Annotated in this window: 16 protein-coding genes and 2 tRNA genes; 8 read left to right on the forward strand and 10 right to left on the reverse strand. The window is 70.2% G+C overall.

The window, feature by feature from the left end:
- Positions 1 to 72 precede the first annotated feature (72 nt).
- The 5 genes from acs to FHY03_RS08575 all read right to left on the reverse strand — a co-directional run bounded on the left by acs (position 73) and on the right by FHY03_RS08575 (position 5,838).
- Entirely contained in the window at positions 73 to 2,001 is a 1,929-nt protein-coding gene (acs, locus tag FHY03_RS08555; RefSeq protein ID WP_183930033.1) for an acetate--CoA ligase, read from the reverse strand.
- A gap of 44 nt (positions 2,002 to 2,045) precedes the next feature.
- The gene (locus FHY03_RS08560; protein WP_183920423.1) at positions 2,046 to 2,747 is read right to left on the reverse strand and encodes an inner membrane-spanning protein YciB; all 702 of its coding nucleotides are present in this window, start codon (positions 2,745 to 2,747) and stop codon (positions 2,046 to 2,048) included.
- Entirely contained in the window at positions 2,744 to 3,676 is a 933-nt protein-coding gene (gene ftsY, locus FHY03_RS08565; protein WP_132907957.1) for a signal recognition particle-docking protein FtsY, read from the reverse strand. Before ftsY ends, FHY03_RS08560 begins: the two co-directional genes overlap by 4 nt.
- Positions 3,673 to 4,857, reverse strand: coding sequence for a MiaB/RimO family radical SAM methylthiotransferase (locus FHY03_RS08570; RefSeq protein WP_183930035.1), 1,185 nt, complete (start codon positions 4,855 to 4,857; stop codon positions 3,673 to 3,675). Before FHY03_RS08570 ends, ftsY begins: the two co-directional genes overlap by 4 nt.
- Before the next feature lie 93 nt (positions 4,858 to 4,950).
- A complete protein-coding gene (locus tag FHY03_RS08575) occupies positions 4,951 to 5,838 on the reverse strand; it encodes a diacylglycerol kinase family protein (protein ID WP_183930038.1) in 888 nt (295 codons plus the stop codon).
- A 78-nt stretch (positions 5,839 to 5,916) separates the two neighbouring features.
- Between FHY03_RS08575 and hemB the strand changes: the two genes are divergently transcribed.
- The 4 genes from hemB to FHY03_RS08595 are packed head-to-tail and all read left to right on the forward strand — an operon-like array spanning position 5,917 to position 10,163.
- Entirely contained in the window at positions 5,917 to 6,909 is a 993-nt protein-coding gene (hemB, locus tag FHY03_RS08580) for a porphobilinogen synthase (protein WP_183920417.1), read from the forward strand.
- Positions 6,906 to 7,439, forward strand: a complete 534-nt coding sequence (locus tag FHY03_RS08585; RefSeq protein ID WP_183920414.1) for a GNAT family N-acetyltransferase — start codon at positions 6,906 to 6,908, stop codon at positions 7,437 to 7,439. Before hemB ends, FHY03_RS08585 begins: the two co-directional genes overlap by 4 nt.
- On the forward strand, positions 7,436 to 7,969 hold the full coding sequence (locus FHY03_RS08590) for a GNAT family N-acetyltransferase (RefSeq protein WP_183920412.1): 534 nt from the start codon (positions 7,436 to 7,438) through the stop codon (positions 7,967 to 7,969). Before FHY03_RS08585 ends, FHY03_RS08590 begins: the two co-directional genes overlap by 4 nt.
- Positions 7,970 to 8,015: 46 nt before the next feature.
- The gene (locus FHY03_RS08595; RefSeq protein ID WP_183930404.1) at positions 8,016 to 10,163 is read left to right on the forward strand and encodes a spermidine synthase; all 2,148 of its coding nucleotides are present in this window, start codon (positions 8,016 to 8,018) and stop codon (positions 10,161 to 10,163) included.
- A gap of 85 nt (positions 10,164 to 10,248) precedes the next feature.
- Here FHY03_RS08595 and FHY03_RS08600 read toward each other — a convergent pair whose 3' ends face one another.
- Positions 10,249 to 10,779, reverse strand: a complete 531-nt coding sequence (locus FHY03_RS08600; RefSeq protein ID WP_183920410.1) for a hypothetical protein — start codon at positions 10,777 to 10,779, stop codon at positions 10,249 to 10,251.
- 83 nt (positions 10,780 to 10,862) lie between these two features.
- Between FHY03_RS08600 and FHY03_RS08605 the strand changes: the two genes are divergently transcribed.
- Together FHY03_RS08605 and FHY03_RS08610 are read left to right on the forward strand one after the other, a co-directional pair.
- Positions 10,863 to 10,939, forward strand: a tRNA-Arg gene (locus FHY03_RS08605).
- Positions 10,940 to 10,992: 53 nt separating this feature from the next.
- Positions 10,993 to 11,069, forward strand: a tRNA-Arg gene (locus tag FHY03_RS08610).
- Positions 11,070 to 11,242: 173 nt separating this feature from the next.
- On the opposite strand, the gene FHY03_RS08615 is transcribed toward FHY03_RS08610, so the two are convergent.
- Both FHY03_RS08615 and FHY03_RS08620 read right to left on the reverse strand, forming a co-directional pair.
- Positions 11,243 to 11,461 carry an AlpA family transcriptional regulator gene (locus FHY03_RS08615; protein ID WP_260158786.1) on the reverse strand — a complete coding sequence of 73 codons (219 nt, stop codon included), beginning with the start codon at positions 11,459 to 11,461 and terminating at the stop codon, positions 11,243 to 11,245.
- Positions 11,462 to 12,076: 615 nt separating this feature from the next.
- Positions 12,077 to 13,066, reverse strand: coding sequence for a YafY family protein (locus tag FHY03_RS08620; RefSeq protein WP_183930040.1), 990 nt, complete (start codon positions 13,064 to 13,066; stop codon positions 12,077 to 12,079).
- 62 nt (positions 13,067 to 13,128) lie between these two features.
- On the opposite strand from FHY03_RS08620, the gene FHY03_RS08625 reads away from it, so the two are divergent.
- Together FHY03_RS08625 and FHY03_RS08630 are read left to right on the forward strand one after the other, a co-directional pair.
- A complete protein-coding gene (locus tag FHY03_RS08625) occupies positions 13,129 to 16,464 on the forward strand; it encodes a TM0106 family RecB-like putative nuclease (RefSeq protein WP_183930042.1) in 3,336 nt (1,111 codons plus the stop codon).
- 52 nt (positions 16,465 to 16,516) lie between these two features.
- Entirely contained in the window at positions 16,517 to 16,777 is a 261-nt protein-coding gene (locus tag FHY03_RS08630; protein WP_183930044.1) for a hypothetical protein, read from the forward strand.
- Between the two features lie 25 nt (positions 16,778 to 16,802).
- On the opposite strand, the gene FHY03_RS08635 is transcribed toward FHY03_RS08630, so the two are convergent.
- Positions 16,803 to 16,943: a hypothetical protein gene (locus FHY03_RS08635; RefSeq protein ID WP_183930046.1), complete on the reverse strand. Its 141-nt coding sequence runs from the start codon at positions 16,941 to 16,943 to the stop codon at positions 16,803 to 16,805.
- The gene (locus FHY03_RS08640; protein WP_183930048.1) at positions 16,928 to 17,419 is read right to left on the reverse strand and encodes a HEPN domain-containing protein; all 492 of its coding nucleotides are present in this window, start codon (positions 17,417 to 17,419) and stop codon (positions 16,928 to 16,930) included. The genes FHY03_RS08635 and FHY03_RS08640 overlap by 16 nt, the downstream gene beginning before the upstream one ends.
- Between the last annotated feature and the right edge of the window lie 50 nt (positions 17,420 to 17,469).

Raw genomic sequence — 17,469 nt, forward strand, 5'->3', positions numbered from 1 at the left:
TGAGACAAGCTCAGGATGACGGAATGAAGAGGAGGGAGGACGGGCCAGCGACCAAGCCGTCCGCTCCCCCGATCACTCCACCCGATCCGCCACCAGCGCGTCCACCACTGACGGGTCTGCCAGCGTCGACGTGTCGCCCAGCGCGCCGAGGTCGTTCTCCGCGATCTTGCGCAGGATGCGGCGCATGATCTTGCCCGAGCGCGTCTTGGGCAGCCCCGGCGCGAACTGGAGCGCGTCGGGTGTGGCGATCGGCCCGATCTCCTCGCGCACCCACTGGCGCAGCGCCGCACGCAACTCGTCGGTCGGCTGCTCGCCCGCGTTGAGCGTGACGAAGGCGTAGATGCCCTGGCCCTTCACCTCGTGCGGCATGCCGACCACGGCGGCCTCGGCGACGCTGGCGTGCGCCACCAGCGCGCTCTCCACCTCGGCGGTGCCCATGCGATGGCCGCTGACGTTGATCACGTCGTCGACTCGGCCCGTGATCCAGTAATAGCCGTCGCCGTCGCGGCGGCAGCCGTCGCCGGTGAAATACTTGCCGGGATAGGTGGTGAAATAGGTCTGGAAGAAGCGCTCGTGATCGTTCCACACGGTGCGCATCTGCCCCGGCCAGCTGTCGACCAGGCAGAGGTTGCCCTCGGTGGCGCCCTCGAGCACCTTGCCCTCCGCGTCGACGATCTGCGGCTGGACGCCGGGCAGCGGTTTGGTCGCCGAGCCGGGCTTGAGATCGGTGGAATAGGGCAGGGGCGAGATCAGGATGCCGCCGGTCTCGGTCTGCCACCACGTGTCCACCACCGGGCAGCGCGAGTCGCCGACGACGCGGTGATACCAGTTCCACGCCTCGGGGTTGATCGGCTCGCCGACGCTGCCGAGCAGCCGCAGCGAGGCGCGGCTGTGGCGCGTCACCCACTGGTCGCCCTCGCGCATCAGCGCGCGGATCGCGGTCGGCGCGGTGTAGAGGATGTTGACCCCGAGCCGGTCGACCGTCTCCCACAGCCGGCTGTGATCGGGATAGTTGGGCACGCCGTCGAACATCACCGTGGTGGCGCCGTTGGCGAGCGGGCCGTAGACGACATAGCTGTGCCCGGTGACCCAGCCGATGTCGGCCGTGCACCAGAACAGCTCGCCGTCGCGATAGTCGAACACCTCCTGGAAGGTCTTGGTCACCCAGACGAGATAGCCGCCGGTGGTGTGGAGCACGCCCTTGGGCTTGCCGGTCGAGCCCGAGGTATAGAGGATGAACAGCGGGTCCTCGGCGCCCATCGGCTCGGGCGCGCAATCATCGTCGACGCTCTCCAGTGCGTCGTGGAGCCAGACGTCGCGGCCCGCGGTCATCGCGACGTCGCCGCCGGTGCGACGGATCACGAGCACCTTCTCGACGCCGGGGCAGTGCGCCACCGCTCTGTCGACGTTCGCCTTAAGCGGGATGCGCTTGCCGCCGCGGCAGCCCTCGTCGGCGGTGATGACGATCCGGGAGTCGCAGTCCTGGATGCGGTTGGCGAGGCTGTCGGGGGAGAAGCCGCCGAACACGATGGAGTGGATCGCGCCGATCCGCGTGCAGGCCAGCATCGCCGCGGCGGCCTCGGCGATCATCGGCAGGTAGAGCGTCACGCGGTCGCCCCGGCGCACGCCGAGCGACTTGAGCACGTTGGCGAAGCGGCACATGTCGCGGTGCAGTTCGCGATAGGTGAGCGTGCGGGTCTCGCCGGGCTCGTCGCCCTCCCACACGATCGCGACCTGGTCGCCGCGCGTGGCGAGATGGCGGTCGACGCAGTTGACGGAGACGTTGAGCTCGCCATCGGCGTACCAGCGGATGCGGAAATCGGCCTCGTCGAACGACGTGTCCTTCACCACGGTGAAGGGTCTGATCCAGTCGACCCGCCGCGCCTCGTCGCGCCAATAGCCCTCGGGATCCGCGACCGAGCGGCGATAGGCCTCCTCATAGCCGACGCGGTCGATGCTGTCGGGCAGACCCGCCGGCGCGGGGTGACACGTCTCGCTCATCGCTCGTTCTCTCTCCTCGATCCCGTATCGTCGTCGCCCGGCGCTCAGCCCTCGGGCGGCACCGGCGGCGTCTCGTCGCCCAGGCTCAGCCCGTGACGCATCAGCATCGGCACGTTGGCCACCGCGAACAGCATGGTCACCGGGATGACCACCCACACCTTGTAGATCGCCCACAGGTCCCAGCCGCGCTGCGCGCCGAACGTGGCCGCGGCACCGCGCCACACTGCCTCGTTGGCGAACGCCATGGCGACGAAGAACCACACCCAGTTGAGCGTGAGCCGATGCCAGCCGCGCTCGCTCAGCCCGGGATAGCTCGACCCCATCAGCTGCTGGAGCAGCGGACGCCCGGTTGCCGCCCCGAAGCCCAAGGTCGCGGCCAGCAGCGCGTAGACGATCGTCGGCTTCGTCTGGATGAAGCGCGGGTCGCGGAAATACATCGTCAGCCCGCCGAACACGATCACCAGCCCGGCCGAGATCAGCAGCATCGGCGGCACGCGGCCGAGCTTTGCCTTGGCGATCACCAGCGCGACCACGCTCGCCAGCACGAAGGCGGCGGTCGCGACGATCACGCGCGCGAGCAGCAGCGCCTCCACGCGGGTGAGATCCGACAACGCGGGCGTCACCGCGGCGACGAGCCGTCGCGCGCTCTCGCCCGGCAGCAGGAAGTTGACCGCGAAGAAGACCGCGAGCGGGCCGTAATCCACCAGCGCGCGCGCGCCCGCCGACTCCTTCGGCGTCGCGCTCACTTGCGCGGCCCCGTGTCGACCCCGGCGATGATCCGACTGACCTCGCGCGCGTCGAACGGGCGCAGGTCGTCCATCTGCTCGCCGACGCCGATGGCATGGATCGGCAGGCCGTAGCGCTCCGCCGCCGCCACCAGCACGCCGCCGCGCGCGGTGCCGTCGAGCTTGGTCATGACGAGCCCGGTGACGCCCGCCACCTCCTTGAACACCTCGATCTGGTTGAGCGCGTTCTGTCCGGTGGTCGCGTCGAGCACCAGCAGCACGTCGTGCGGCGCGGCGGGGTTGAGGCGGCCGAGCACGCGGCGGATCTTGGCGAGCTCGTCCATCAGCTCGCGCTTGTTCTGGAGCCGGCCGGCGGTGTCGACGATCAGCACGTCGGTGCCGATCTCGGTGGCTTTCTTCACCGCGTCCCACACGATCCCGGCGGCGTCGCCGCCCTCGGGGCCGGTCACGATCGGCACGCCGATCCGCTCGGCCCAGGTGCGCAGCTGGCCGATCGCGGCCGCGCGGAAGGTGTCGCCCGCGGCGAGCATCACCTGATAGTCCTGCTCGAGGAACAGGTGCGCCAGCTTGGCGATCGTGGTGGTCTTGCCCGAGCCGTTGACGCCGATCACCAGCACCACCTGCGGGCGGGGAAAAGCGTCGATGCCGAGCGGCTTGGCGACCTGCGCCAGCACCTTTTCCACCTCCTCGGCGACGACGAGCCGGATGCCGAGCTCCTCCATGTTGCGCTCGAACGTGCCCTCGGCGAGCCGCGCGCGGACCCGACCCGCGGTCTCCGGACCGAGATCGGAGCCGATCAGCGCCTCCTCCACCTCATCGAGCGTGTGCTCCTCGAGCCGCGCGCCGCCGAGGCCGGCGAGGTTGCCGACCAGACGGTCGGAGGTGCGGCGAAAGCCGCCCAGCAGCTTGTCGTGCCAGCTCGTGCTCATGCGATGGTTCCGGTGAGATGGTCGGGCGCGGCGGCGACGATCGCGACGTCGTGCACGCTGCCGATGGGGAGGGGGGCAGCGAGGCGGACCTCGCTGAAATCGGGGGCGTGGCCGCGGTCACCGGGGCGCTCGATCAGCACGCGCTGCACCGTGCCGACCTGGCGCGCGAGGCGGCGCGCGAGCCGCGCGGTCGAGGCGGCGCGTAGCGTCGCGGCGCGGGCGCGCGCCACCTCCGGCTCGACCTGCGGCATGCGCGCCGCCGGCGTGCCCGCGCGCGGCGAGTAGGGGAAGACGTGCGCGTGGGTGATGTCGGCCTCGTCGACCAGCGCGAGCGTGTTGGCAAACATCGCCTCGTCCTCGGTCGGGAAACCCGCGATGAGGTCGGCGCCGATCGCCAGCTCGGGGCGCGCGGCGCGTAGCCGCTCGACCAGCGCGAGCGCCGCGGCGCGGCGATGGCGCCGGCGCATGCGCTTGAGGATCAGGTCGTCGCCCGCCTGGAGCGAGAGGTGGACGTGCGGCATCACCCGCGGCTCCTGGGTGAGCAAGGCGAACAGCGCGTCGTCCACCACATGGGGATCGAGCGAGGAGAGGCGGACCCGCTCCAGCCCCGGCACGCCCATGAGCAGCCGCTCGACCAGCGCCGCGAGCCCGGCGCCGCGGTCGTCGTAGCTCGCGAGATCGACCCCGCTCAGCACCACCTCGCGCTGCCCGGCCTCGACCAGCGCCGCGACGCGCGGGACGATCTCGGCGATCGGATCGCTGCGGCTCGCGCCGCGGCCCTGCGGGATCGCGCAGAAGGTGCAGGCATGATCGCAGCCGTTCTGGACGCCGACGAAGGCGCGCGTCTGCGCGCGCGGCCACGGCGCGTTGGTGCGCGCGCTACCCCAGCTCGCCGGCAGCAGCTTGGCGGCGTTTGGGACCAGGCGGTCGACCTCGGGCATGGCGGCGAAGCCGGCGCGATCCATCTCGGCGGCGCAGCCGGTGACCACCAGCTCGGCGTGCGGCACGCGGCGCCGCAGCCGGCGCACCGCCGCGCGCGTGTCGCGCATCGCCTGGTTGGTCACGCCGCAGCCGTTCACCACCGCCACGCCCGCGCCGGCGAGCTGGCGGATCGCCTCGCTCTCGGCGATGTTGAGGCGGCAGCCGAGCGTCACGACCTCTGGCTGGGGAACGGCGGACATGGCGCGCGATCTAAGCGGCGGCGCGGACGAAGTCGACCCTGTGGTGTGGGGTGATCCCTTAGTCCTTCCCGCATGGCGGGGAGGATCGGAAGCTCACCCTCGCGGCGCCATCACCTCGATCACGCCGGCCGCGACGTGCGCGGTGACCGGCGTGTGCGCCAGCACCTCGCCGTCGATCGAGATCGGCAGCGGCGGGTCGCTGCGCACGCGGATCGACGTGCCGGAGAAGGTCACGACCTCATGGTGCCGTTCTTCGCGACCGAGCCAGCTCGCCGCCCAGTTCGTGACCAGCCGGCGCTTGTAATGGCCCTTCACCACCTGGACGACGATCTTGCCCGAGTCGACCTTGGCTTCGTCCACCAGCCAGGTGCCGCCGTGGTAAGGACCGTTAGAGATCCGCACCTCGACCGCCTTCAGCTTCTGCTCGCCCTTGCCGTCGCCCGCGTCGACGTAGAGCGTGAAGGGTCGGAAGCGCGTCAGCTGATAACCCGCCCAGCCGAGATAGCCGAGCCGCCCCGCCACCTTCTTGAGCCGGTGCGGCACCGTCTCGGCGATCTGCGGGCTCAGCCCCATCGCGGCGCAATTGGCGAAATAATCGTCGTCGATCATGCCGAGATCGATCCGCCGCGGCGCGCCGGTGCGGAAGACCTCGATCGCACCGTCGATGTCGAGCGGCAACCCCAGCGTGCGCGCGAAGCTGTTGGCGGTGCCGAGCGGCAGCACGCCGAGCACGACGTCATGGCCGACCATGAGATCGACCAGCCCGCTGATCGTGCCGTCGCCGCCCCCGAGGATCAGCAGGTCAGGCTTCTTCTCCAGCGCCTTGCGCACGGTGCGGTCGAGGTGCTTGGGGTCTTTCACCGCGTGCGGCTCGACCTTGAACGCCAGCTCGCGCAGGCGGCGGCAGGCGCGGCGGAACAGCTTGCGCCCGCGCCGCGACTTGGCGTTGACGACGAGCGCGGCGGAGCGGATTTCTCTCATGCCCAGGCTAACGCGCGAGCGGGCGTTCCGCTGCCGTAACGCTTGCATGGCGCGTCCGATTGCGGGAAAGCCGCTGGCATGCACGCTGCCTATCCCGCGCTGCGCCTGCGCCGCACCCGCGCCGCCGGCTGGAGTCGCCGCCTCCACGCCGAGCATATCCTCACCCCTGCCGACCTGATCTGGCCGATGTTCGTAACCGACGGCGAGCAGGTAGAGGAGCCGATCGCGACGCTGCCGGGCGTGTCGCGCTGGTCGATCGACCTCGCGGTGGCGCGCGCCAGGGAGGCGCACGCCCTCGGCATTCCTTGCCTCGCGCTCTTCCCGAACACCCCGCGCGAGCGCCGCAGCGACGACGGGGCCGAGGCGCTCAATCCCGACAATCTTATCTGCCGCGCGACGCGCGCGATCAAGGATGCGGTGCCCGACATCGGCATCCTCACCGACGTCGCGCTGGATCCCTATACCGCGCACGGACATGACGGCCTGATCGACACGGCGGGCTATGTCCGCAACGACGACACGGTCGAGCTGCTGGTCGAGCAGAGCCTCAACCAGGCGCGCGCCGGCGCCGACATCATCGCGCCTAGCGACATGATGGACGGCCGCGTCGGCGCGATTCGCGCCGCGCTCGAGCGGGGCTCGCACGTCAACGTTCAGATCATGGCCTATGCCGCCAAATATGCTTCGGCCTATTACGGCCCGTTCCGCGACGCGGTCGGCACGCGCGGGCTGCTCAAGGGCGACAAGACCACCTACCAGATGGACCCGTCCAACCGCGAGGAGGCGCTGCGCGAGGTCGCGCTCGACCTCGCCGAGGGCGCGGATAGCGTGATGGTCAAGCCCGGCCTGCCGTATCTCGACATCGTCCGCGCGGTGAAGGACGCCTTCGCGGTGCCGGTCTTCGCCTATCAGGTGTCGGGCGAGTACGCGATGATCGAGGCGGCGGTCGCCGCGGGTGCGGCCGATCGCGACGCGATGGTCCTCGAGACGCTCCTGGCGTTCAAGCGCGCCGGCTGCGCGGGCGTGCTCACCTACCACGCGGTGCACGCGGCGCGGCTGCTCGGCGCGTGATCGTCACTGCGCGACTCATCCTCCGCCCGGCCGAGCCGCGCGATCGTGCCGCGCTCCACGCGATGTGGGCCGACGCGCGCGTGATGGCGGATCTCGGCCCGGTGAAGGATGAGGCCGCGAGCGACGCCGCGATCGCACGCCATGCCGGCTATCGCGCCGATCACGGGCTGGGGTTCGGCGCCGTCGAGCGCCGCGACTCAGCTGACCTGATCGGCTTCTGCGGGCTCAAGCCCGGCGCGCCGACGACGCCGATCCGCGGCGAGCTCGAGATCGGCTGGATGCTCGCGTACGCCGCCTGGGGTCAGGGCTATGCGCAGGAGGCCGCGGCGGCGTGGCTCGCCTGGGCGTGGTCGCACCGCACCGAGTCGCGCGTCGTCGCGATCACCGCGGCGACCAACACCGCGAGCCAGCGGCTGATGGCGCGGCTCGGCATGCACCGGCTCGCCGCGGGCGACTTCGACCATCCCGACTTCGCCGACGACGACCCGCGCCGCGCCACGGTGACTTACGCGATCGACCGGCCGCGATGATCGAGACCGAGCGGCTCACGCTGCGCGGTTGGCGCGCCGACGACGTCGAGTCCTTCCACGCGATCGCGCAGGACGCCGAGGTGATGCGCCACATCGGCCCGCCCGAGACGCGGCGCGAGAGCCGCCGCGCTTGGCGGCGCATGGCGGCGGCGCAGGCGCGTTACGGCCATTGCTTCTGGGCAGTCGAGCGACGTGCCGACCGCACCTTTATTGGCCTGTGCGGGCTGTTGCCGCTGCCGCGTCCGGTAGCCGGCGAGGTCGAGATCGGCTGGCGGCTCGGCCGCGCGCACTGGGGCAGGGGCTATGCGCATGAGGCTGCCTCCGCCTGCCTCGAATGGGCGTGGGAGCATCTCGACGTGCCGACGATCGCGGCGGTGACCGTGCCCGGCAACACGCGTAGCCGGCTGCTCATGGAACGGCTCGGCATGACGCGCGTGATCGGCGGCGATTTCGACCATCCCGAACTTGCGGCGGGTGATCCGCTGCGGCGGCATCTGCTCTATCGTATCGCCCGGCCGACGCGTGGCTGAGCCCCGGTCGCGACACGGCGGCGTGGCGCCGCTGTTCGTCGCGACCATGCTGACGGGCTCGTTCCTGCTGTTCCTGGTACAGCCCATGATCGCGCGGCTGGCGCTGCCGCGGCTCGGCGGCGCGCCGGCGGTGTGGAACTCGGCGATGCTGGTCTACCAGGCGCTGTTGCTCGGCGGTTACGGCTACGCGCATCTGATCAGCCGGCTCGCGCCGCGGCGGCAGCGCGCGATCCACCTCGCGCTGCTGCTCGCCGCCGGTGCCTTCCTGCCGATCGGACTGAGCGACCGCGCGTTGCCGTCCGATGCCGAGCCGGCCTTGTGGGTGCCGTACCTGTTCGCGCTCTCGATCGGGCCGCTGTTCTTCGCGGTCTCGTCGCAGGCGCCGCTGATGCAGCGCTGGTATGAGCTGGCGCGCCCGGGCACCGACCCTTATCCGCTCTACGCCGCCTCCAACCTCGGCAGCTTCGCCGGGCTGATCGCCTTCCCGCTGCTGGTCGAGCCGCTGCTGTCGGTAACGCAACAGCGCTGGCTGTGGAGCGGCGGCTATCTGCTGCTGGTCGTGCTGGTGCTGATGTGCGCGACGCGACTGCCGCCGCGCGCCACGTCCGCCGCCGATGTCGCGCCGAGCGCGCCACCGCCACCGCGGTCGCGCGTGCTGCTCTGGGTGGTGCTCGGCCTGGTACCCTCGGGCATGATGCTGGCGACCTCGACCTTCATCAGCACCGACCTGGTGGCGATGCCGCTGCTGTGGGTGATCCCACTCGCGCTCTACCTTCTCAGCTTCTCGATCGCCTTCGCGGCGCGGCGCTGGCCGGCGGACTCGCTGACGCGCGCGGCGCCGGTGACGATCCTGCTGTTCGGCGGCATCATGATGGGCGGCTTCGCCGACAGGGCGACCGCGAGCACGCTGATGGCGCTGCTGCTGCTGTTCATGATCTCGGTCGCGCTGCACACGCGGCTGTACCGGCTGCGTCCCGAGCCGGCGCGGCTGACCGGCTTCTATCTCGCCATGTCGGTCGGCGGCGCGCTGGGCGGAGTCTTCGCCGGGCTGGTGGCGCCGACCCTGTTCGACTGGACTTGGGAATATCCCATCCTGATCCTGGCGGCGGGCGCACTGGTGCCGCAGACCCCGCTCGTCGCAGGGCTGCGCGTGCTCTGGGCGGGGCGTCGGGTACGCTGGGTCGCCGTCGCGGCGATCGCGCTGGCGCTGGCGGTGGTGGCGGGCCTGTTCGCACACGAGGCGGGCGGGTTGCGCACGGTGCGCCACACCGGCGCGACCTTCGCGGTGGTCGCCGCCGTCGGCCTGCTGACGCTCGGCGCGCGCGCGCCGTATCTGATGGTACTGGCGAGCGCGCTGCTGCTGTTCGGCGGCTTCCGCTCGCTGTCGCTGTCGCTCGAGCCGGGGGCGCGGCTGCGCAGCTATTTCGGCGTCTACACGTTGGTGGAGGAGCCACGGCGGCGCACCCTGGTGCATGGGACGACGCTGCACGGCGTCCAACTCACCGGCACCGCCGCGCGCGAGCGCACGCCGACGAGCTATTATTCTCCCGCTACCGGGATCGGCCGCGCGATGCGCGCCGCGCCGATGCTGTTCGGAGACAAGGCGCGGATCGGCGTGGTCGGGCTCGGAACCGGGACGCTCGCCTGCTACGCACGGCCGGGCCAGCGCTGGCGCTTCTACGAGATCGACCCCGCCATGGCCGAGCTCAGCCGCACGCACCGCTTCACCTTCCTCGCCGATTGTGCGCCGGACGCGGCGATTGAGCTGGGGGACGCGCGCGTGTCGCTGGAACGTGCCGCGACCGGCAGCCTCGACCTGCTCGCGCTCGACGCTTTCTCCTCCGACGCGGTGCCGATGCACCTGCTGACGCGCGAGGCGTTCGCGGTGTACGCCCGCGTGCTCGCGCACAATGGCGTGCTGGCGGTGCATATCTCCAACCGCTTCATCGATCTCGGCCCCGTGGTCGCGGCGGCGGCGCACGCCGGGGGGTGGCACGCGCTGATCCTCAACCATGTCCCGTCCGACGAGGAGGAAGAGGGCACGCCCTCGTCCTGGATCGTGCTGACGCGCGACCCCTGGACGCAGGCGCTGCTGGCGGGCGACGACGGCGACTGGCACGTGCTGCGCCGGCGCCCGGGCTTCGCGCCCTGGACCGACGATTACGCGACGATCCTGCCGCTGCTACGGTTCTGAGCGTGCGAGGCTTCGCGGACGTCGAAGGAAGACCGGCTTTCCTCGTGCCTGGTAGATCACGTGAACATCACGCTCCGCACCTCGGTCAGCCGCTCGGCAGCGACCCGGCGAGCGCGTCGATGCGGCGGGTCTGGGTCGCGGCGGTGTCGCGCGCCGCGTCCAGCGCCTGCTCGAGCGCGGGGTAAGCCGCTTGCAGCGCCTGCGCGCGTGCCGCGGCGAGTTCCTCGAGCTGGTTGAGCGAATCGGCATGGGCTGAGCGAAGCGAGTCGAGCTCGGCGATCGCGGTCTGCGCGTCGAGCCATCGCTCGCTGCCGGCGGCCGCGCCGCGTGCCGCGGACGCTCGTGTGGCGGCGCGCTCGGCCGCGGCGTCGAAGTCGCGCGCCGCGGTAGCACGCGCCGTCGCGATCGCGGCGAGCCGCGCGTCGAGCGCCGGGTCGGCGGCGATCGGGGCGGGAGGCGGCGTGGCGGGTTCCTCGAAGCCCAGCTTCTCGACCGGCCGCGGCGCGAGCGAGGGATAGCCGCTCATATCGGCGCTGCAGCCCGCCAGCGACAGCAATGCGGCGCCGATCAGCGGGACGGTGGCGAGCGGCGACGGAGCGCGCGGGGAGCGTGGCATGCGATCTGCGTAGAGGCGCGAAAAACTTACCGCAACGCTCTTGCGCCCCCGCGCGGTGGCGTCTAACAGCGCCGCTCCATTGCGCGCCCGTAGCTCAGCTGGATAGAGCATCAGACTACGAATCTGAGGGTCGGACGTTCGAATCGTTCCGGGCGCGCCAATGGGTACCCACCGCGAGGTGGGCAGACGGCCGGCATCATGCCATGCCGCGATGCGCCCGTAGCTCAGCTGGATAGAGCATCAGACTACGAATCTGAGGGTCGGACGTTCGAATCGTTCCGGGCGCGCCATTTTTCAATGGGTTAGCAGGGACCATCCCTCACCCGAGTGGCTCTAGGTAACATTCTAGGTAACACTCCTCTTCGAAGGGGGGAGGCGAGGGCCGTTCAAGCTGTCAGACGAGTCTGTCACGCTGTTCTCCGAATCTGCCGAACTTACGCCAGCTTTTCTCTTCGTTGCAGCCTCAACCGCCCGGTTTCGCAGGCCGGCTGTCGATCCACTGATCGATGTCATTCACGAGCCAGGCGACGGCCCGCGGACCAAGTTTGCGAGGGCGTGGAAAGCAATCGTCCTCCATCATGCGATAGATGGATGATCGGGCGAGTCCCGTTCGGAGTTTGACTTCAGGCAGCCGGATCAGGCGCGTGGGTGTGTGAGCATCTTTGGCCATGAACTGCTCCATGCAGGATAACCCCTTCCGGTACGATCCTATGGCCTGAGGGATCGTCAGGGAAACGTTAGAGCGTCAGTAGCCGGCAAGAGACGCTTTGCGCCTTCGTAGAGCGGAGGCGGATCGCGGCGTCGATAATTTCACCAGCGCCTTGCCGACATGCATGGCGCTGCGAGCGCGATCGCGCTCGCAGCTTTCGCGAGTCCTGTCGCGCGAATCACCATCTAAGCTCTGCCAAGCGAGCTTGAGCCTTTGGAAGTAAGTGACAGGCCGTAAGGGGGCGGGATGCGCCGGCTCGGCAACAATCCCGAGACGTACGAATGCTGATCGCCTGACCGTTCCTGGTGGAGATTGGTTTAGCCGCTCTCGGCCAGTCTCCAATCTCTTCTTGGCCGTTGGTGTTCCAACGTCGGCTGCGCGCTTGCCGACTTCCTCATCGGTACGGTCTTCGTCGGACACGCAAGCGTCGCTGTCCATCGACGACCCATTCGACGCGGACGCAGCTCAATCAGGATGGCACGCGCGAGGAGCACGTTGCCTACACTTAGCAGCCGCGCACGGTAGGCGCGAGCCTGCGGTCCGAGTCCTGATCGCTCTTACCCGTTCATTCTTGCGGCCGGACCGGCCTCACGGCAGCGCCTCGAAGTCGCGCTGGTGCCCCTGGACCATCGCGCGCAGCGCCGCGGGCTGGAGCACCTCCACCGACTTGCCCCAGGAATAGAGGTGCCAGCACATCTCCAGGTGGCCCGACGCCCTGAACCTCACCAGCAGCGAGCCGTCCTTCTCCTCCTCCACCGTCTGGGTCGGATGGAAGACGAACCGGCGGGCGTGGTCGGCCGCCTCGGGGGTGAAGCGCCACACCACCTCGCCGTGCTGTGCCTCACTCTCGTAGGACCCGAACCCCTTCTCGGCGTGGGCGCGCAGGCTGAAGCCAGGGTCTATCTCGAAGCTCTCGGCCAGCACCTCGGCCGAGTAGATCTCCTCGACCCGGTAGTGCTGCAGCCGCGCGCCCTTCTTCGCCGTGTCCCGCGCGACGAGGTAGCGCCGGACACCGAGCAGCAGGCCGTGCGGCGCGACCACGCGCTCGCTCGGCTTGTCCTGCGATCGCCGGCGATAGGCGATGCGGAGCAGGAACGGACCCTTCAGCGCTTCCGAGATCGCGGCGTTGACCTCGCAGTCCATCACCGGCTGCGGACCGGGGCGGGCGGCACGGCCGAGCGCCTCGAGCAGCGCCTCCTCGTCGACGGCGAGCCGCGTCCCCGCCCCGGGCGGTAGGAGCGCGCGCACCTTGGCCTGGAGCTGCCGCAGCGTCGCCGCCTCGGCCGTCATCTGCTCCGCCTCGAGCTCGGTGATCGCGGTCGCGAGCGCCGCCAGCTCCTCGGCGGACGGCGTCAGGAGCGGCGCGATGGCCTTCGCGTGAATGCGCCACCGCCGCTTCCGGTCGTCGCCATCCTCGGCCTCGGTCTGCGGGAATGCGGCCTGAAGCGCGTCGGTCATCCGCTGCGCCGTGCGGTGCGAGCAGCCCCACTCCTCGACGATCTCCTCGAGCGACACGCCGCTCCGCCCCGTCGCCATCATCGCGAGCTTGAGCAGCTCCTGACCCTTCGCAAACGACATGGACTCACCCCTGACAGCTTTTGTCACCCTTATGTGCTATGGAGCAGGAAAGGGGAATGCACATGCGCAGGATCGATGGCGCGATGAGGCTCTCGGCCTCGGACCTGATGCGGTTCAAGGGATGCCGGCATGCGACGGCGCTGGACCTGCGCCTGATCGAGGTCGGCGATCTGGCGCCGGGCGAGGACGGCGCGGCGGCCGAGCTGCTGCAGCGGCAGGGCGACGAGCACGAGCTCGCTTTCCTTGAAAAGATCAAGGCCAGTGGCCGCCGTGTCGTGGAGATCCCGAAGGACGGCATCTCCCTCGAGGACTCGGTGCGGTTGACGCACGAGGCGATGCGCGATGGACCCGACGTGATCTTCCAGGGTGCGCTGCTCGACGGCGCGTGGGGCGGCTACAGCGACTTCCTCGAGCGCGTCGAGCGCCCCTCGGACCTCGGCGCCTGGTCCTACGAGGTCGTCGACACGAAGCTGAAGCGCAAGCCCGACCCGAAGCACGTTCTGCAGCTCTGCCTCTACAGCGACCTGCTCGCGAAGGTGCAGGGCGTCGCGCCGGAGGCGGCCCACCTGCAGCTCGGCGACGGCACCCGGTTCACGGTCCGGCTCGCGGAGGTGTCCTCGTATGCCCGCCACGCGCGCCGCATGCTGGAGGCGTTCCTCGTGGAGCGACCGGAGACGCGTCCCGAGCCGGTTTTGGCGTGCGCGCTCTGCCGCTGGAGCGATCGCTGCGAGGAGCGGTGGGAGGCGGAGGACAGCCTCGCGCTGGTCGCCGGCATCAGCCGCTCGCAGCGCCAGAAGCTGGAGGCCGCCGGCGTGACGACGATGGCGGGCCTCGGCGCCCGTGACGAGCGCGTGCCGACGATGGCGGCCGAGACGCAGCGGCGGCTTGTCACTCAGGCGCGGTTGCAGTCGGCGCGCCGGGCCGGTCGGCCGCCGTCGTTCGAGCTGCGCGACGCCGAGCCCGGCAAGGGCTTTGGGCTGCTTCCCGCCCCCGACGACGGCGACGTCTTCTACGACATCGAGGGCGACCCCTACTTCCCGGGTGGCCTCGAATACCTCCACGGCGTGTGGTTCCGCGAGAGCGGCGCGTGGGAGTTCCGCGCCTTCTGGGCGCACACGCGCGAGGACGAGGGCCGCGCCGCGGCGGACTTGCTGGGCTTCCTGGTCGACCACATGCGCCGCTACCCCCAGGCGCACGTCTACCACTACGCCAACTACGAGATCGCGGCGCTCCGCCGGCTGACCGCTCAGCACCGCACCGGCGAGGCGGCGATGGATCAGCTTCAACGCGAGCGGCGCTTCGTCGATCTCTTCAAGGTGGTGTCGGGCGCGATGGTCGCCTCGGAGAAGGGCTACTCGATTAAGGACCTCGAGGCGTTCTACATGGAGAAGCGCGCCGCCGACGTCGCGACCGCCGGCGCCAGCGTCGTCTTCTACGAGGAGTGGCGGCAGACGGGCGAGCAGCGCCTGCTGGACGAGATCCACGACTACAACCGCACGGATTGCGTCTCCACCCAGCTGCTCCGCGACTGGCTGGTTCGCGATGTGCGCCCTGCCGCGATGGCGTGGCCGGTGCTCGGCGACGTGCCCGAGGGCGGGACGCTCTCGAACCTCGCCGCGGAGGACGAGGAGCTTGCGGCGCTGCGCGCGAGGCTGCTTCCGGTGCGGCAGCGCCTTGGCGACCGCGTCGCCGACCTGCTGCTGGATCTCAGCCAGTTCCATCGCCGCGAGGACAAGCCCGCATACTGGGCTATTTTTGACCGTCTCGCGCAGGAGAGCGAGGAGCTGCTCGACGACCTCGAGTGCATTCAGGGGTTGGTCGCGATCGACCAGCCGGTCCAGGTGACGCGGCAGTCGTTCGAGCGGACATACCGCTTTCCCGAGCAGGAGGCGAAGCTGCGGGCCGGCAAGTCGCCCTGCATAAAGCCGGCCGTCGGCATCGAGGAGGTCAACCTCCGCTCGATCGACCACGACGCGAACACGCTCGTGCTGCGGCGTTCGACCGCGAAGGGTCCGCTGCCCGACACGCTGGACCTGCTGCCGCCCCAGCCGCTCCGCAACAAGGTGCTGCGCGAGTCCGTCGCCGCGGTGATCGACGAGATCATCGCCGGCGCCGGCCGCCTGCCGGCGGTCGAGCACCTGCTGACGCGGTCGGCGCCGGTCTTCCTGGACGGTCCGCGCCCTGCAGGGGTCATCCCGGCCGATGGCGACCTACCGGCCGAGACGAGCCGCGCGATCGCCGCGATGGCGGGCACGACGCTCGCCATCCAGGGCCCTCCTGGCACCGGCAAGACCTACGTCAGCGCCCTCTCGATCGTCGACCTCGTCCGCGCGGGCAAGCGCATCGCGGTCTCTTCGAACAGCCACAAGGCGATCGGCAACCTGCTCGAGGCGGTGGCCGACCGTGCACGGGCCGAGGGCGTGCGCTGCAGCGTCGTCCAGAAGTCGTCCGACGACGGCGACGACGATGCGCATCCCGGCATCGTGCTCGTCGGCGACAACGACGCTCCCGAGATCGCGGCGGCGGACGTGGTCGGCGCGACCGCGTGGCACTTCGCGCGCTACGCCGAGGCGGCCTACGACTACCTGATCGTCGATGAGGCCGGGCAGGTCTCGATCGCGAACATCCTCGCGATGGCGCGGTGCGCGCGAAACATCGTGCTGGTGGGCGACCCCATGCAGCTGCCGCAGCCGCTGCAGGGCAGCCACCCCGGCGACAGCGGCCGCTCGTGCCTCGAATACCTGATCGACGGCCATCGCGTCGTGCCGTCGGACCGCGGCGTCTTCATCCCGGTCAGCCGTCGCATGCATCCGCGCGTCTGCGGGTTCATCTCGACGGCGGTCTACGATGACCGGCTGAGCAGCGACGACGCGGCGGGCGGTCAGGCGCTGGTCTCGCGCGGCGGTGTGGACTTGGTCGGCGCTGGCATGCGCGCGGTCCTGCATTCCGGACGCTCGCAGGTCAGTCCGGAGGAGATCGACGCGGTTGCGGCGCGGATCGCCGAGGTCGAGGGCTCGACCTACCGGGATCGCGACGGCCGCGATCGCGTGGTCGGCCTCGCCGACATCCTGGTCGTCGCCCCCTACAACGCGCAGGTAAACGCGCTGCGTGCGAAGCTGCCTGCGGCGGTCCGCGTCGGCACCGTCGACCGCTTTCAGGGCCAGGAGGCGCCGGTCTGCCTCGTGTCGATGACTACCTCGAGCGGCGAGGAGCTGCCGCGCGACATCGCCTTCCTGTTCTCCCTCAACCGCATCAACGTGGCGGTGTCGCGCGCGCAGGTGGCGGCGATGGTGTTCGCCAGCCCGGCGCTGCTGGAGACGCCCTGCCGGACGATCGAGGAGATGGCGCTGGTCAACGCGCTGTGCATGCTGCACGAACACGGGGGTGACAGATTCTGACACCCGCGCGTGCGATTGTGCGCATATCGAGGCACGCAGGAGACGCGGGAACATGGCACTCTGGGACATCGGATTTCGCAACATCGTGGACGTTGACGGGCAGCTGCTCGCGATGGACGCCGACCTCATCGATCCAGCCACGCTGCTGGCGAAGGCGAACCGGCCGGCGGACGGGCAGCTCTGGCTGGTCCGCGCAGGCGAGGGTCTGCTCCTCCAGGCGCGCCAGATGATCCGCCTGAACCAGGACGAGGTGCTCTTCTTCGAGACGGCGGAGGTTCGGCAGGCCTGGGAGCCGGCCCGGCTCGCTGCCTGAGGATCGGCTCGACGATCGCCGCTCTCTAGCGTCCGGCAGCGTCGGTGCCTTCTGGGGGTGCTACTTCGACATCCGCGCCAAGGTCGGCCGCCATCGTCAGCAGCACGTAGCGGGTCACGCGTTCGAGGCCGCTGGACAGCGGCGCCTTGGCTAGGATCTTGGCCATCTCCGGTCCGCCACCACCGGCTCGCCGAGCTGGACCTCGTCTTGGGACATGTGCAGGTTGATCCACGGGCCGAACGGGTAACCCGAATGAACGAAGCGGCTGCGTAGGTCGTAGGCGGCCGCGATCCTGCCGGGGAAACCGTCCCTCTTGAATGAGCCCCACTGGTCCTCGGCTTCCCAACGCTCGAAGAACGAGTCGTCGACCATCGACGTTATCGCGCCGACGAACCTTCGCTTGATGCCGCGGAGCCGACCGCGCAGAAAGGTCGCGAGGCGCTCTCCGTCCTCCATTTCGTTGGCTATCCGCGCAAGCGCGGCGCGGGCCTCCTCGTCGAGCGCTTCTTCCTCGCTCGGCTCGTGGAAGTTCGAGATGATCTCGCCGGCGGTGATCAGGTTGAGGTATGCCCCCTCGGGATCGTTCTCGATCGACAGGAGCGCGCGTCTGTAGAATCGTGCCGCCGACAGGAAGGTGGCCACCCGGTGGTCGTCACGCGGGGCTCCGAAGATGGGCGCGATGCGGCGGACCT

The sequence above is a fragment of the Sphingomonas sp. BK345 genome (genome assembly GCF_014193845.1).
In the GTDB taxonomy this organism is placed as follows: Bacteria; Pseudomonadota; Alphaproteobacteria; order Sphingomonadales; family Sphingomonadaceae; genus Sphingomonas.

Excerpts from the sequence above, each read along its gene's own strand:
- FHY03_RS08625 (WP_183930042.1), top strand. The coding sequence starts at position 13,129 with ATGCGCAGGATCGATGGCGCGATGAGGCTCTCGGCCTCGGACCTGATG.
- FHY03_RS08620 (WP_183930040.1), bottom strand. The coding sequence starts at position 13,066 with ATGTCGTTTGCGAAGGGTCAGGAGCTGCTCAAGCTCGCGATGATGGCG.
- FHY03_RS08615 (WP_260158786.1), bottom strand. The coding sequence starts at position 11,461 with ATGGAGCAGTTCATGGCCAAAGATGCTCACACACCCACGCGCCTGATC.
- ftsY (WP_132907957.1), bottom strand. The coding sequence starts at position 3,676 with ATGAGCACGAGCTGGCACGACAAGCTGCTGGGCGGCTTTCGCCGCACC.
- FHY03_RS08630 (WP_183930044.1), top strand. The coding sequence starts at position 16,517 with ATGGCACTCTGGGACATCGGATTTCGCAACATCGTGGACGTTGACGGG.
- FHY03_RS08595 (WP_183930404.1), top strand. The coding sequence starts at position 8,016 with ATGCTGACGGGCTCGTTCCTGCTGTTCCTGGTACAGCCCATGATCGCG.
- FHY03_RS08570 (WP_183930035.1), bottom strand. The coding sequence starts at position 4,857 with ATGTCCGCCGTTCCCCAGCCAGAGGTCGTGACGCTCGGCTGCCGCCTC.
- FHY03_RS08590 (WP_183920412.1), top strand. The coding sequence starts at position 7,436 with ATGATCGAGACCGAGCGGCTCACGCTGCGCGGTTGGCGCGCCGACGAC.
- acs (WP_183930033.1), bottom strand. The coding sequence starts at position 2,001 with ATGAGCGAGACGTGTCACCCCGCGCCGGCGGGTCTGCCCGACAGCATC.
- hemB (WP_183920417.1), top strand. The coding sequence starts at position 5,917 with ATGCACGCTGCCTATCCCGCGCTGCGCCTGCGCCGCACCCGCGCCGCC.
- FHY03_RS08635 (WP_183930046.1), bottom strand. The coding sequence starts at position 16,943 with ATGGCCAAGATCCTAGCCAAGGCGCCGCTGTCCAGCGGCCTCGAACGC.
- FHY03_RS08575 (WP_183930038.1), bottom strand. The coding sequence starts at position 5,838 with ATGAGAGAAATCCGCTCCGCCGCGCTCGTCGTCAACGCCAAGTCGCGG.
- FHY03_RS08600 (WP_183920410.1), bottom strand. The coding sequence starts at position 10,779 with ATGCCACGCTCCCCGCGCGCTCCGTCGCCGCTCGCCACCGTCCCGCTG.